Origin of the sequence: Pseudomonas rustica, assembly GCF_049959085.1 — a bacterium.
Lineage (GTDB): Bacteria > Pseudomonadota > Gammaproteobacteria > Pseudomonadales > Pseudomonadaceae > Aquipseudomonas > Aquipseudomonas rustica.
The window spans coordinates 5,975,364-5,988,988 of record NZ_CP188200.1 but is presented as its reverse complement, the minus strand read 5'-3'; the positions used below and the strand labels follow the sequence as shown (position 1 = coordinate 5,988,988).

Sequence of the window (13,625 nt, the reverse complement as noted above, 5' to 3'; positions counted from 1 at the left end):
AACAATGCAGTCCGCCCCGCAAGGCGAACCCAGGATAGTGTGTGCCTTACATCCCCGACTTGACCTTGGTCCAGCTGCGGGTCATCAGGCGCTGAATGTTCGGTGGCAACTCGGTCGACACGTAGGCCTTGTCGATAACGGCCTGCGGTGGGTACACCGACTCATCGGTACGGATGGACTGCTCCATCAGTTTGTCCGAACCCGGATTAGGGTTGGCGTAACCGACGTAATCACTGACCTGGGCAATCACCTCAGGTTTCAGCAAATAGTTGATGAAGGCGTGAGCCTCCTTCACGTTCGACGAATCCTTCGGAATCGCCAGCATGTCGAACCACAGCGCGCCGCCCTCTTTCGGCACCGAGTAGGCGATGTTCACACCTTTCTTGGCTTCGGCTGCGCGGTTCTTCGCCTGGAAAATATCGCCGGAGAAACCGATGGCCACGCAGATGTCGCCGTTGGCCAGGTCACCGATGTATTTCGAGGAGTGGAAGTAGGTCACGTAAGGACGCACCGCGAGCAGCTTGGCAGTGGCTTTTTCGTAGTCCTTGGGATTGGTGCTGTTGGCGTTCAGGCCCATGTAGTTGAGCACGGTCGGCATCATTTCATCCGCCGAATCGAGGAACGCTACGCCGCAACTTTGCAGCTTCTTGATGTTCTCTGGTTCGAACAAAACGCCCCAGGAATCGATCTTGTCGACACCCAGCACAGCCTTCACTTTATCGACGTTGTAACCGATGCCGTTGGTGCCCCACAGGTACGGCACGGCGTACAAGTTGCCCGGATCGTTCTGCTCCAGACGCTTGAGCAGCGCCGGGTCGAGATTCGAATAATTCGGCAGCTGCGAGCGGTCGAGCTTCTGGAACGCGCCTGCCTTGATCTGCTTGCCGAGGAAGTGGTTCGACGGCACGACCACGTCGTAACCGGTACGCCCGGCCAGCAGTTTGCCTTCCAGGGTTTCGTTGGAATCGAACACGTCGTAAACCGGTTTGATCCCGGTGGCTTTCTGGAAGTCAGCCAGGGTCGTCTCGCCGATGTAGTCCGACCAGTTATAAATATGCACCGTACCGGCGGCCTGGGCACCGACAGCAATCGTCAGGCCGGCAGTGGCCAGCAGGGCATTGCGCAAAGAAGAAAAAATAGGCAAGTGGAGGTCCTCTAAATTAGTTGGGCCCAAGTTGCCCCGCGCTGCATGACAGCCATCGCTGCCCGGCAACAAAACCGGCGCGCAACTTACCCTCGAAAAACCGTTCCAGCAAAACTTTTGTCATTTAATTGATCCGCTGGCCGCCATCGCGAGGGCGACGGCCAGCGGTTATCGCTTCAAATCGGCTTATTTACCGGATTTGATCTTGGTCCAGCTGCGGGTCATGATCCGCTGAGTTGCGGCCGGCAAGTCGGCGATCGCGTACAGCTTGGCCAGTACGTCAGCCGGTGGGTAAACGCCCGGATCGCTGGTGATGTCTTTATCAACCAGTGGCGTTGCAGCGGCGTTACCGTTCGGGAAGCGTACGGCGTTGGTGATTTCAGCCATGATTTCCGGCTTCTGCAGGAAGGTCATGAACTTGTAGGCGCCTTCGACGTTTTCGGCATCTTTAGGGATGGCGACCATGTCGTAGAAGCTGCCCGCACCTTCTTTCGGAATGTTGTAGCTGACTTTCACCTTGTCACCGGCTTCAGCCGCGCGGGACTTGGCCTGGTAGATGTCACCCGAGTAACCGACGGCTACGCAGATGTTGCCGTTGGCCAGGTCAGAGATGTACTTGGACGAATGGAAGTAGGCGATCGAAGGACGCACCTTCATGATCAGCGCTTCAGCCTTGTCGATGTCTTCTTTCTTCTGGCTGTCGGTTGGCAGGCCCAGGTAGTGCAACGCCACCGGAATCATCTCGGTTGGCGAGTCAAGCAGACTGATGCCGCAGGATTTCAGCTTGGCCGCGTTTTCCGGCTTGAAGATCAGATCCCACGAATCGACAGGTGCGTCGGCACCCAGTGCAGCCTTGACCTTCTCGGCGTTGAAGCCGATGCCGATCGAGCCCCACATGTACGGGAAAGCGTGCTCGTTGCCCGGGTCGCTGACCGACACGGCTTTGAGCAAATCGGTGTTGAGGTTTTTCCAGTTAGGCAGCTTGGACTTGTCCAGCGTCTGGTAAACACCGGCCTTGATCTGCTTGGCGAGGAAGTTGTTCGACGGTACGACGATGTCGTAGCCGGACTTGCCTGCGAGCAGTTTGGCTTCGAGGGTTTCGTTGCTGTCGAAGACGTCGTAAACAACTTTGATGCCCGACTCGTCTTCAAACTTCTTGATGGTGTCCGGAGCGATGTAGTCCGACCAGTTGTAGACGTGCAACACCTTGTCGTCCGCCTGAGCCGCAGCCGCCATGATTCCCATCAGGGACATGGCGAGCAGAGTCTTGCCAGCGAGCTTTTTGCCTAATGCCTTCATGCGTAATGCTCCAAATTTTCTTTTTTTGAACCACTTTGTTCAGCGGCCGAACCCGGACAACTGGAACCGCGGCTAGTCTGGCAAGATCCGAGGCGGTCTTTCAAGAAAAGACCAGCCTTTCTGACAGCTTTGAGCGAGAGCGCCGCGGCTCCCCCGCTCAGAGCCTAGCACTTAGCCCTGCAACGCACTGAGGGTCAGATCCAGGCACTTGCGTGCCTTTGTAACCAGTTCATCGATCTCCGCTTTGCTGATCACCAGCGGCGGCGCGATGATCATGGTGTCGCCGACAGCGCGCATGATCAGGCCGTTATCGAAGCAGAACTGACGGCAGATCATGCCGACGCCCTTGCCTTCGTAACGCTTGCGAGTGGCCTTGTCCTGCACCAGCTCGATGGCCCCCAACAGACCGACGCCGCGAACTTCACCCACCAACGGGTGATCGTTCAGTTCCCGCAGACGTTTCTGCAAATACGGTGCCGTTTCGTTGTGCGCGTTCTCGATAATTTTTTCGTCGCGCAGAATGCGGATGTTTTCCAGACCCACCGCTGCTGCCACCGGGTGCCCGGAGTAGGTGAAGCCGTGGTTGAAATCGCCGCCTTCGTTGAGCACTGCCACCACGGTGTCGCGCACGATCAGGCCACCCATCGGGATGTAACCGGAGGTCAGGCCTTTGGCGATGGTCATCATGTCAGGCTTGAGGTCGTAGAAATCGCTACCGAACCACTCACCGGTACGGCCGAACCCGCAGATCACTTCGTCCGCCACGAACAGGATGTCGTACTTGGCGAGAATTTCCTTGATGCGCGGCCAGTAGGTGTCTGGCGGAATGATCACGCCGCCGGCGCCCTGAATAGGCTCGGCAATAAAGGCACCGACGTTGTCGACGCCGACTTCGAGAATCTTTTCTTCCAGCTGATTGGCCGCCCAGATGCCGAACTCTTCCGGGGACATGTCGCCGCCTTCAGCGAACCAGTACGGCTGCGCGATGTGGACGATGCCCGGGATCGGCAAGTCGCCCTGTTCGTGCATATAGGTCATGCCACCGAGGCTCGCGCCGGCCACGGTCGAACCGTGATAACCGTTCTTGCGGCTGATGATGACTTTCTTGTTTGGCTGGCCTTTGATTGCCCAGTAGTGACGAACCATACGCAGCATGGTGTCGTTGCCTTCGGAGCCGGAACCGGTGAAGAACACATGGTTCATGCCTTCTGGCGCCACGTCGGCGATCGACTTGGCCAGTTCCAGTGCCGGCGGGTGCGCGGTCTGGAAGAACAGGTTGTAGTACGGCAGTTCACGCATCTGTTTGGCAGCGGCGTCGGCCAGTTCATCACGACCGTAACCGATGGCCACGCACCACAGACCGGCCATGCCGTCGAGGATCTTGTTGCCCTCGCTGTCCCACAGGTACACGCCCTTGGCGCTGGTAATGATCCGCGGACCTTTCTCTTTCAGCTGCTTGAAGTCGCTGAACGGCGCCAGGTGGTGATCATTGCTGAGTGCTTGCCACTCGCGGGTTTGCGGGTTGTTGCTGGTCATGCCAATTCTCCTTGTTATCGGTGAAGGCGCGGCGTCTGCACGCCGCGCCCGGCGTATCAGACGGCGAAGAGCAGGTACTCGCGCTCCCACGAACTGATCACGCGCTTGAAGTTTTCATGCTCGGCCCGCTTGACCGCGACGTAGCCAGTGATGAAAGTTTTGCCCAGGTACTTCTCGATGGTTGCACTGTTTTCCATACGCTCCAGTGCATCCTCGATGGTCAGCGGCAGGCGTAAGTTACGGCGTTCATAACCGCGTCCGACCACTGGCGCACTCGGGTTGAGGCCTTCGACCATGCCGATGTAACCGCAGAGCAGGCTCGCGGCAATCGCCAGGTACGGGTTGGCGTCGGCGCCCGGCAGACGGTTTTCGACGCGACGGTTCTGCGGGCCGGCGTCCGGTACGCGCAGACCCACGGTGCGGTTTTCTTCGCCCCATTCCACGTTCACCGGTGCCGAGGTGTCCGGCAGGAAGCGGCGGAACGAATTGACGTTCGGCGCGAACAACGGCAGCAGCTCAGGGATCAGTTTCTGCAGACCACCGATGTGGTGCAGGAACAGCTGGCTCATGGTGCCGTCTTCATTAGAGAAGACGTTTTTGCCGGTCTCGATGTCGATGATGCTCTGGTGCAAATGCATCGCACTGCCCGGCTCGCCCGTCATCGGTTTGGCCATAAAGGTCGCAGCCACATCGTGCTTGAGCGCGGCTTCGCGCATGGTGCGTTTGAACACCAGAATCTGGTCGGCCAGCGACAGTGCGTCGCCGTGACGGAAGTTGATTTCCATCTGCGCCGTGCCGTCTTCGTGGATCAGCGTGTCGAGATCCAGCTCTTGCAGTTCGCACCAGTCGTAGACGTCTTCGAACAGCGGGTCGAATTCGTTCGCCGCTTCAATCGAGAACGACTGACGACCGATTTCCGGACGGCCCGAGCGACCGATTGGCGGCTGCAATGGATAGTCAGGGTCGTCGCTGCGCTTGGTCAGGTAGAACTCCATCTCCGGCGCGACGATTGGCTGCCAGCCCTTGTCGGCATAGAGTTTGAGAACTTTCTTGAGGACGTTGCGCGGCGACAGCTCGATCGGGTTGCCTTGCTTGTCGTAGGTGTCGTGGATCACCTGTGCGGTCGGCTCGATGGCCCACGGCACCATGTACACGGCGTTCTGGTCGGGACGGCAGATCATGTCGATGTCGGCCGGGTCGAGCAGTTCGTAATAGATGTCATCTTCGACGTAATCGCCGGTCACCGTCTGCAACAGAACGCTCTCTGGCAGGCGCATGCCTTTTTCGGCGATGAACTTGTTGGTCGGCGAAATCTTGCCACGGGTGATCCCGGTCAAGTCGGCGATCATGCATTCGACTTCTGTGATCTTGTGGTCTTTCAACCAATCGGTGAGCTGGTCGAGGTTGTTACTCATAGATGCCTCTGGGCTGAGTCTCCTGACGCTATGTCAGGCAAAGTTTGACGCCGGGGCGTCGCGATAAAGGGCTTGCTTGTGCGCAGTGCGGGCTTACGCCAGGCACCGCGCATAGACAATGAAAGAGGAGCTTACCTGCCCTTTACGCTGGCGTTGCATTTCCTGTGCACAGTTCAGGCGTGCAGAATCGTGAGCACGGCTTGGCAGCCGGCACAGGCTTTGGGAGTAAAAGAGATCTATATTGGAAGGGGACGCCATAAACAGAGTGCCTTGTCGTACGTCCAGAATATCGGACGCTGCCGTTTTGCCTGCTGCTGACGAGAACCTCGTCGACAGGCTGCGCGCCTTATTGGCGGAGCGTTGGACGGATTTGTCGCCACTGATGTGATAAGCATGCAGACCGGACTGTTGCGAGCAGTCGGTGATGCCGATTAACGGCAGGCGAGACATGAAGCACCCCGGTATTATTGCTGTTATGGGTTTGATCCGAGCTTAGCCTTGTTCATTTTTTTACACAACACCCCCGTAAAAAATACAACACGGCCTGCTCAAGCCCGCGGGTGGCAAGCGTCCCGGCGTCTCAAAAGCGCCCCAAAGTGCCCCATAAATGCCCTTGCAGCGCTTTTTTAGGGCAAAAAAGGCCTCGCTTGACTTCGGCAGGCCGTTCGGGTTGACTGAAACCAGAAAAGATCAATGATTGATATTTTTAACAACAAAGGTGTTGCATCATGTCGGTACCCCCGCGTGCCGTTCAGCTTAACGAAGCGAACGCGTTCCTTAAGGAACATCCTGAGGTTCTGTACGTTGACCTTCTGATTGCGGATATGAATGGTGTGGTGCGCGGCAAGCGCATTGAACGCACCAGTCTCCACAAGGTTTACGAGAAAGGCATCAACCTGCCGGCCTCTCTATTTGCTCTGGACATCAACGGCTCCACGGTGGAAAGCACCGGCCTGGGTCTGGACATCGGCGACGCCGATCGAATCTGCTATCCAATCCCCGATACTCTGTGCAACGAGCCATGGCAGAAGCGCCCTACCGCGCAACTGTTGATGACCATGCACGAACTCGAAGGCGACCCTTTCTTCGCCGATCCGCGCGAAGTGCTCCGTCAAGTTGTTGCAAAGTTTGACGAGCTGGGTCTGACCATCTGCGCCGCATTCGAACTCGAGTTCTACCTGATCGACCAGGAAAACGTGAACGGCCGTCCACAGCCGCCACGCTCGCCGATCTCCGGTAAACGTCCGCACTCGACTCAGGTCTACCTGATCGACGACCTCGACGAATACGTCGACTGCCTCCAGGACATTCTGGAAGGCGCGAAAGAGCAAGGCATCCCGGCCGACGCCATCGTCAAGGAAAGTGCCCCGGCGCAGTTCGAAGTGAACCTGCACCACGTCGCCGATCCGATCAAGGCCTGCGACTACGCGGTACTGCTCAAGCGTCTGATCAAGAACATCGCCTACGACCATGAAATGGACACCACCTTCATGGCCAAGCCGTACCCAGGCCAGGCGGGTAATGGTCTGCACGTCCACATTTCGATTCTGGATAAAGAAGGCAAAAACATTTTTGCCAGCGAGGATCCCGAGCAGAACGCCGCGCTGCGTCACGCGATCGGCGGTGTGCTCGAGACCCTGCCCGCGCAGATGGCTTTCCTCTGCCCGAACGTCAACTCCTACCGTCGTTTCGGCGCACAGTTCTACGTGCCGAACTCGCCGTGCTGGGGCCTGGACAACCGCACCGTGGCGATTCGCGTACCGACCGGCTCGTCCGATGCCGTACGTATCGAACACCGCGTTGCCGGCGCCGACGCCAACCCGTACCTGCTGATGGCTTCGGTACTGGCCGGCGTGCACCACGGTCTGACCAACAAGATCGAGCCGGGCGCGCCTGTCGAAGGCAACAGCTACGAGCAGAACGAGCAAAGCCTGCCGAACAACTTGCGCGATGCCTTGCGTGAGCTGGACGACAGCGAGGTGATGGCCAAGTACATCGATCCGAAGTACATCGATATCTTCGTCGCCTGCAAGGAAAGCGAGCTGGAGGAGTTCGAACACTCCATCTCCGACCTTGAGTACAACTGGTATCTGCATACCGTTTAAGCGGATTGCGAACCAGATAAAAACGCCGTCGGCTGTCATAGCCCACGGCGTTTTTTATGGCCGAACACAAATTCCTGGGGTTGGGGTAAATGGCCGCCTGCGGCGGTTCGCGAGCAAGCTCGCTCCCACAGGGATCTCCATTCAACATGAGTTGTGCGTACACAGGAGATCCCCTGTGGGAGCGAGCCTGCTCGCGAAAGCGGCCGACGAGACAACACAAGAGCCGGCTCGTACAATGCCCGCTGCCCCGCAGGAGACTTTCATGACGCGTCCCGCCCCCGTTCGCAAACCCCGTGCCCGCAGTCAGGCGCGCATCGATTCGATACTCGACGCCGCGCGCACGCTGCTGGCCGCCGAGGGTGTGGCGAGTCTTTCGATCTACAGCGTCGCCGAACGCGCGCAGATTCCGCCCTCCTCCGTGTACCACTTTTTCGCCAGCGTACCGGCCTTGCTCGAAGCGCTGACGGCGGATGTTCATGCGGCATTTCGCGCCTGCCTGCAAGCGCCGATCGATCACGAAGCGCTGCGCGACTGGCGCGATCTGTCGCGGTTGGTCGAGCAACGGATGCTGGAGATCTACGACGAAGACGCCGCCGCACGCCAGTTGATTCTCGCTCAGCATGGTTTGACCGAAGTGACCCAGGCTGACCGGCAGCACGACATCGAACTCGGCGACCTGATGCACAAGCTGTTCAATCATCACTTCGAGTTGCCGAGGCTGCCGGAGGATGTTGATGTGTTTGCCTTGGCGATGGAGTTGGGCGACCGGGTGTATGCGCGCTCGGTGCAGCAGCATGGGCAGATCACCCCGCGCATGGCCGAGGAAGGGATGCGCGTGTTTGATGCCTATATCGGCCTGTATTTGCCACCTTATCTGCCTAAACGCTGAGCCATGATCGTTCCCACGCTCTGCGTGGGAATGCAGCCCGTGACGCTCCGCGTCACTGGACGCGGAGCGTCCCTAGAGGCATTCCCACGCGGAGCGTGGGAACGATCACAAAAAGATCGCAGCCTTCGGCAGCTCCTACATTGGAACGCAATCCCCTGTAGGAGCTGCCGAAGGCTGCGATCTTTTGCTCTTCAAAACACAAAAAACCCCGAAGGGCTCACGCCCTCCGGGGTTGTTTTTTACTCACTGGCTTACAACTTGGCGATCGACACCTCGGTGGATTTCACAAAGGCGATCACTTCGCTGCCCACCACCAGTTCCAGCTCCTTGACCGAGCGGGTGGTGATCACCGAAGTGACGATGCCCGAAGCGGTTTGCACGTCGATTTCCGACAGCACGTCGCCGAGGACGATTTCCTTGATCGAGCCTTTGAACTGGTTGCGCACGTTGATGGCTTTAATAGTCATGATATTTCTCCTGAGGTCGAAATAAGCGGCAAGTGGCAAGCTTCAAGCGGCAAGCAAAAGCACAGCGCGTCTACTTGTAGCTCGTAGCTTGAAGCTCGCAGCTGCTTCATTGCGCCCAACGCAATTGCGTAGGCAGTGGTGAAACAGGTTCCGGCGCCGGCGGTTCGCCGGGCAGGGACAAAACTCGGTTGAGCACTTCGGTTTCCAGCGCGGCCAGTCGGTGCGAACCGCGTACCCGTGGGCGCGGCAGTTCCACATGCAGATCAAGGCCGACTTCGCCGTCCTCGATCAGAATCACCCGGTCGGCAATCGCCACCGCTTCGCTGACGTCGTGGGTCACCAGCAACACCGTGAAGCCGTGTTGCTGCCAGAGACGTTCGATCAGTTGCTGCATTTCAATGCGGGTCAGCGCGTCCAGTGCGCCGAGCGGTTCGTCGAGCAACAGCAGGCGCGGCTGATGGATCAGCGCCCGGGCCAGTGCGACGCGCTGCTTCTGCCCACCGGACAAAGCCGCCGGCCACTCATTGGCACGATCCGCCAGACCGACTGCTTCCAGCGCATCCAATGCCTGCGGACGCCAGTTGCCTTTAAGGCCGAGCCCAACGTTGTCGATGATCTTTTTCCATGGCAGCAGACGCGCTTCCTGGAACATCAATCGGGTGTCTTCCCGCGCATCGCTGAGCGGCGCAGAACCGGCGAGCAAGTCGCCGCCAGTCGGTTGATCGAGGCCGGCGAGCAAGCGCAGCAAGGTGCTTTTGCCGCAGCCACTGCGTCCGACCACCGCGACGAATTGCCCCGCCGGAATGTGCAGATCGATGTCACGCAGCACCTGCCGCGCGCCGAAGGTTTTCTGCAGGTTGCGCACCGCCAGCGGAATCCCGCGCAGCAGGCGTGGAGGTTGTTGAGCGGTCATGCTGCACCTCCTTTGGCAACCTGATAGGCCGGATGCCAGCGCAACCACACACGCTCAAGTCCACGGGCGGCGAGGTCGGCGAGTTTGCCGAGCACCGCGTAAAGCAGAATCGCCAGCACCACTACGTCGGTCTGCAAAAACTCCCGGGCGTTCATCGCCAGGTAGCCGATGCCGGAGCTGGCGGAAATGGTTTCGGCGACGATCAGCGTCAGCCACATAAAGCCCAGTGCGAAGCGCACACCGACCAGAATCGAAGGCAGCGCGCCCGGCAGAATCACCTGCCAGAACAGGCTGAAACCGGACAGGCCATAACTGCGCGCCATCTCCACCAGCGCCGGATCAACATTGCGGATGCCGTGATAAGTGTTGAGGTAGATCGGGAACAACGTGCCCAACGCCACCAGAAAAATCTTCGCCGACTCGTCGATGCCGAACCACAGGATCACCAGCGGAATCAGCGCCAGGTGCGGCACGTTGCGGATCATCTGCACCGAGCTGTCGAACAAGCGTTCGCCCCATTTCGACAGGCCGGTAATGAAACCCAAGACCAGACCGATGCTGCCGCCGATGGTGAAACCGAGCGCCGCGCGCCAGCCGCTGATCGCCAGGTGCGTCCAGATTTCGCCGCTGCGCACCAGGTTCACGCCGGCTTCGATCACCGCCACCGGTGCCGGCAGAATCCGTGTCGACAACCAACCGGCCGACACCGACAACTGCCACACCGCCAGCAACAACACCGGCAACGCCCAGGGCGCGAGGCTGTGGATGATTTTCTTCATGGCGCGCCTCAGCTCTGCGACGCGGCTTTGGGAAGAATGTCGTTGGCGACCATCTCGCCGAACGGGCTGACGTAACCGGCACTTTTCGGCAGTTCCGGACGCTCGATGTCGAGGTGCGGGAACAGCAGTTCAGCGACGCGATACGACTCTTCGAGGTGTGGATAACCGGAGAAGATAAAGGTGTCGATGCCGAGATCGGCGTATTCCTTCACGCGCGCGGCCACGGTCGGGCCATCGCCGACCAGCGCCGTACCGGCACCGCCGCGCACCAGACCAACACCGGCCCACAGATTCGGGCTGACTTCGAGGTTGTCGCGGCTGCCACCGTGCAGTGCGGCCATGCGTTGCTGGCCAACCGAATCGAAACGCGCCAGTGACGCTTGAGCGCGAGCGATGGTGTCGTCGTCCAGATGCGAGATCAGCCGATCCGCCGCTTGCCACGCTTCTGCGTTGGTTTCACGGACGATCACGTGCAGGCGAATGCCGAAGCGTACGGTGCGGCCAAGTTTGGCGGCTTTGGCGCGGACTTGGGCAATCTTCTCGGCGACGGCTGCTGGCGGCTCGCCCCAGGTCAGCACCATTTCCACTTGTTCGGCGGCCAAGTCCTGCGCCGCTTCCGACGAGCCACCGAAGTACAGCGGCGGACGCGGTTGCTGGATCGGCGGATAGAGCAGCTTCGCGCCTTTCACGCTGATGTGCTCGCCGTCGTAATCAACGGTTTCGCCTTCCAGCACACGGCGCCAGATGCGGGTGAATTCCACCGAGGCTTGATAGCGTTCTTCGTGGCTGAGGAACAGACCGTCGCCAGCCAATTCTTCTGGGTCACCGCCGGTTACCAGGTTGAACAGCGCACGGCCGCCGGACAGACGATCCAGCGTGGCTGCCTGCCGCGCCGCGACCGTCGGGGAAATGATCCCGGGGCGCAGAGCAACGAGGAATTTCAGGCGCTGGGTCACCGGGATCAGCGACGCCGCCACCAGCCACGAGTCTTCGCAGGAGCGGCCGGTCGGAATCAGCACGCCGCCGAAACCCAGACGATCCGCGGCTTGCGCGACCTGTTGCAGATAACCGTGGTCGACGGCGCGAGCGCCTTCGGCGGTGCCAAGGTAATGGCCGTCACCGTGGGTAGGCAGGAACCAGAAGATATTGAGGCTCATGGAGTGGTCTCCTTGGGGATTCGAATTACAGCGCTTTGGCCACAGCGGCCGGTGGTGTCCAGATCACATCCTTGATGCTCAGCGGCTTCGGAATCAGCTTGAGCTGGTAGAACGTGTCAGCGATCTTTTGCTGCGCAGCGACCACTTCCGGGGTCAGGAACAGCGCGCCGTAGCCCTGGCGTTTCACCGAGGTCAGGGTGATGTCCGCCGGCAGGCCGAGCAGTGGCGCGACTTGCTGGGTCACGTCTTCAGGGTTGGCTTTCGACCACTCGCCGACGGCGCGCACTTCCTCAACGAGGGCTTTGATCACCTCAGGATTTTTCTGTGCGTAAGGCTTGGTGGCGAGATAGAACTGGTGGTTGTCGACGATGCCCTTGCCATCGCGCAGGGTGTGCGCTTGCAGTTGTTTCTCGGCGGCAGCCTGGTACGGATCCCAGATGACCCAAGCATCGACGCTGCCACGTTCGAACGCGGCGCGGGCATCGGCCGGCGGCAGGAATACGGTTTGAATGTCGGAGTACTTGAGACCGGCATCTTCCAGCGCACGCACCAGCAGGTAGTGGACGTTGGAGCCTTTGTTCAGCACGACTTTCTTGCCCTTGAGATCGACCACCGATTTGATCGGCGAGTCTTTCGGCACAAGGATCGCTTCGCTGTTGGGCGCTGGCGGTTCGTAGGCAACGTAGAGCAGATCAGCGCCAGCAGCCTGAGCGAACACCGGTGGAGTTTCGCCAGTAACACCGAAGTCGATCGAGCCGACGTTCAGGCCCTCCAGCAGCTGCGGGCCGCCGGGGAATTCAGTCCATTGCACGTCGACGCCTTGGGCGGCCAGACGTTTTTCCAGCGTGCCCTTGGCTTTGAGCAGCACCAGCGTGCCGTACTTCTGATAACCGATCCGAAGAGTCTCGGCTTGAGCTTGAGTGATGGCGCCGAAGGTGACAGCCGCAGCAAACAGAGCGACCAGACCACGACGCAAAAATACAGTGCGCATAGCGCTCTCCTTTTTGCTGTTGGGTTTTGGCTGCACCTGCTTGGCCGTTAGCGGCTGAGTAAGGTGAAGTACATCAAATGCGGGTGAGGCTTAAATGCTCCAGCGAGCACTCAACAAACGTTCGTTCAACAGGCCCGGTTCCAGCGGTTTCGGGCGGCGGGCCATGGCGCCGACAAACTGATCCAGCGCTTCATGCAGACGCTGCTCCAGCGCCGGTGCCAGTTGCGCGGCGGCACTGCCTTCGCCGTAAGCAATCTGGCTGTCCTCGGCGAAAATCCCCTGGAGCATTTCCTGGGCTTTCAATGCCGACAGCACAGGCTTGAGCGCGTAATCGACCACCAACATGTGGGCGATGCTGCCGCCGGTGGCCATCGGCAAAACAATCTTGTGATTCAGGGCACGCTCTGGGAGCAGATCCAGCAGCGTCTTCAACGCGCCAGAGAAAGACGCTTTGTAAACCGGCGTGGCGATCAACAGGCCGTCGGCGTTTTCAATCTGTTGCAGCAGGTCGAGCACCTTCGGGCTGTCGAAGCGGGCGTGGAGCAGATCTTCGGCCGGGAAATCCCGAATCTGATAACTCACCACTTCCACGCCTTGCTGCTGCAACCAACGTTGCGAGCGCTCCAGCAGCACCCCGGAACGGGAGCGCAGGCTGGGACTGCCACCGAGTGAGACAACCAGCATTGAGACGATTCCTTAAGCGTTACAGGCGATTCGCGGGTTGCGATCTCGCTTCGATGGGAGTGACCTTACCAGCTGATTTATATATCCATAAATCATATTTATTCATTTGGTTATGCGTTTTGGAGATATGCGGATTGCTTTGTTTCGGGCGAAAAAAAAGGCCGTCGAAACGGCCTGAAATCCCCTGCTTTGTGGTTCCCTCGAAAAGATCGCAGCCTTCGGCAGCTCCTACAGGAAGCGGCGTAC

13 protein-coding genes are annotated in these 13,625 nt (G+C 59.3%); 2 read left to right on the top strand and 11 right to left on the bottom strand.

Annotation, left to right across the window (positions count from 1 at the left end; genetic code table 11):
- Window positions 1–46 precede the first annotated feature (46 nt).
- From ACP3TY_RS27170 to ACP3TY_RS27150, 5 genes are all read right to left on the bottom strand, one after another.
- Window positions 47–1,144: a polyamine ABC transporter substrate-binding protein gene (locus tag ACP3TY_RS27170; RefSeq protein ID WP_053124832.1), complete on the bottom strand. Its 1,098-nt coding sequence runs from the start codon at window positions 1,142–1,144 to the stop codon at window positions 47–49.
- A gap of 186 nt (window positions 1,145–1,330) precedes the next feature.
- Window positions 1,331–2,443, bottom strand: coding sequence for a polyamine ABC transporter substrate-binding protein (locus ACP3TY_RS27165; protein ID WP_053124834.1), 1,113 nt, complete (start codon window positions 2,441–2,443; stop codon window positions 1,331–1,333).
- A gap of 171 nt (window positions 2,444–2,614) precedes the next feature.
- The gene (locus ACP3TY_RS27160; RefSeq protein WP_159811924.1) at window positions 2,615–3,979 is read right to left on the bottom strand and encodes an aspartate aminotransferase family protein; all 1,365 of its coding nucleotides are present in this window, start codon (window positions 3,977–3,979) and stop codon (window positions 2,615–2,617) included.
- Between the two features lie 56 nt (window positions 3,980–4,035).
- Window positions 4,036–5,394 carry a glutamine synthetase family protein gene (locus ACP3TY_RS27155; RefSeq protein ID WP_007913846.1) on the bottom strand — a complete coding sequence of 453 codons (1,359 nt, stop codon included), beginning with the start codon at window positions 5,392–5,394 and terminating at the stop codon, window positions 4,036–4,038.
- A 93-nt stretch (window positions 5,395–5,487) separates the two neighbouring features.
- Window positions 5,488–5,844: a glutamine amidotransferase gene (locus ACP3TY_RS27150; protein WP_156316191.1), complete on the bottom strand. Its 357-nt coding sequence runs from the start codon at window positions 5,842–5,844 to the stop codon at window positions 5,488–5,490.
- 278 nt (window positions 5,845–6,122) lie between these two features.
- Here ACP3TY_RS27150 and ACP3TY_RS27145 point away from each other — a divergent pair, with 278 nt between their 5' ends.
- Together ACP3TY_RS27145 and ACP3TY_RS27140 are read left to right on the top strand one after the other, a co-directional pair.
- Window positions 6,123–7,499, top strand: coding sequence for a glutamine synthetase family protein (locus ACP3TY_RS27145; RefSeq protein WP_007913842.1), 1,377 nt, complete (start codon window positions 6,123–6,125; stop codon window positions 7,497–7,499).
- Between the two features lie 262 nt (window positions 7,500–7,761).
- Window positions 7,762–8,388: a TetR/AcrR family transcriptional regulator gene (locus tag ACP3TY_RS27140; protein WP_159811925.1), complete on the top strand. Its 627-nt coding sequence runs from the start codon at window positions 7,762–7,764 to the stop codon at window positions 8,386–8,388.
- A 251-nt stretch (window positions 8,389–8,639) separates the two neighbouring features.
- Here ACP3TY_RS27140 and ACP3TY_RS27135 read toward each other — a convergent pair whose 3' ends face one another.
- The 6 genes from ACP3TY_RS27135 to ssuE all read right to left on the bottom strand — a co-directional run bounded on the left by ACP3TY_RS27135 (window position 8,640) and on the right by ssuE (window position 13,379).
- Window positions 8,640–8,855, bottom strand: coding sequence for a TOBE domain-containing protein (locus tag ACP3TY_RS27135; RefSeq protein ID WP_003229256.1), 216 nt, complete (start codon window positions 8,853–8,855; stop codon window positions 8,640–8,642).
- A 106-nt stretch (window positions 8,856–8,961) separates the two neighbouring features.
- Window positions 8,962–9,768, bottom strand: coding sequence for an aliphatic sulfonates ABC transporter ATP-binding protein (ssuB, locus tag ACP3TY_RS27130; protein ID WP_053124840.1), 807 nt, complete (start codon window positions 9,766–9,768; stop codon window positions 8,962–8,964).
- The gene (gene ssuC / locus ACP3TY_RS27125) at window positions 9,765–10,547 is read right to left on the bottom strand and encodes an aliphatic sulfonate ABC transporter permease SsuC (RefSeq protein WP_426618887.1); all 783 of its coding nucleotides are present in this window, start codon (window positions 10,545–10,547) and stop codon (window positions 9,765–9,767) included. The genes ssuB and ssuC overlap by 4 nt, the downstream gene beginning before the upstream one ends.
- 8 nt (window positions 10,548–10,555) lie before the next feature.
- Window positions 10,556–11,704 (bottom strand): FMNH2-dependent alkanesulfonate monooxygenase, encoded by a 1,149-nt coding sequence (ssuD, locus tag ACP3TY_RS27120; RefSeq protein WP_008085337.1) that lies wholly within the window; start codon window positions 11,702–11,704, stop codon window positions 10,556–10,558.
- 25 nt (window positions 11,705–11,729) lie between these two features.
- A complete protein-coding gene (locus ACP3TY_RS27115) occupies window positions 11,730–12,695 on the bottom strand; it encodes a sulfonate ABC transporter substrate-binding protein (RefSeq protein WP_426618886.1) in 966 nt (321 codons plus the stop codon).
- 90 nt (window positions 12,696–12,785) lie between these two features.
- Window positions 12,786–13,379, bottom strand: a complete 594-nt coding sequence (gene ssuE / locus ACP3TY_RS27110; RefSeq protein ID WP_008085340.1) for an NADPH-dependent FMN reductase — start codon at window positions 13,377–13,379, stop codon at window positions 12,786–12,788.
- Window positions 13,380–13,625 lie beyond the last annotated feature (246 nt).

What these genes read in the sequence shown, in the direction of transcription:
- ACP3TY_RS27155 (WP_007913846.1), bottom strand. Translation starts at nt 5,394, where the DNA reads ATGAGTAACAACCTCGACCAGCTCACCGATTGGTTGAAAGACCACAAG.
- ACP3TY_RS27140 (WP_159811925.1), top strand. Translation starts at nt 7,762, where the DNA reads ATGACGCGTCCCGCCCCCGTTCGCAAACCCCGTGCCCGCAGTCAGGCG.
- ACP3TY_RS27145 (WP_007913842.1), top strand. Translation starts at nt 6,123, where the DNA reads ATGTCGGTACCCCCGCGTGCCGTTCAGCTTAACGAAGCGAACGCGTTC.
- ACP3TY_RS27165 (WP_053124834.1), bottom strand. Translation starts at nt 2,443, where the DNA reads ATGAAGGCATTAGGCAAAAAGCTCGCTGGCAAGACTCTGCTCGCCATG.
- ssuE (WP_008085340.1), bottom strand. Translation starts at nt 13,379, where the DNA reads ATGCTGGTTGTCTCACTCGGTGGCAGTCCCAGCCTGCGCTCCCGTTCC.
- ACP3TY_RS27150 (WP_156316191.1), bottom strand. Translation starts at nt 5,844, where the DNA reads ATGTCTCGCCTGCCGTTAATCGGCATCACCGACTGCTCGCAACAGTCC.
- ACP3TY_RS27115 (WP_426618886.1), bottom strand. Translation starts at nt 12,695, where the DNA reads ATGCGCACTGTATTTTTGCGTCGTGGTCTGGTCGCTCTGTTTGCTGCG.
- ACP3TY_RS27160 (WP_159811924.1), bottom strand. Translation starts at nt 3,979, where the DNA reads ATGACCAGCAACAACCCGCAAACCCGCGAGTGGCAAGCACTCAGCAAT.
- ssuB (WP_053124840.1), bottom strand. Translation starts at nt 9,768, where the DNA reads ATGACCGCTCAACAACCTCCACGCCTGCTGCGCGGGATTCCGCTGGCG.
- ssuD (WP_008085337.1), bottom strand. Translation starts at nt 11,704, where the DNA reads ATGAGCCTCAATATCTTCTGGTTCCTGCCTACCCACGGTGACGGCCAT.
- ssuC (WP_426618887.1), bottom strand. Translation starts at nt 10,547, where the DNA reads ATGAAGAAAATCATCCACAGCCTCGCGCCCTGGGCGTTGCCGGTGTTG.
- ACP3TY_RS27135 (WP_003229256.1), bottom strand. Translation starts at nt 8,855, where the DNA reads ATGACTATTAAAGCCATCAACGTGCGCAACCAGTTCAAAGGCTCGATC.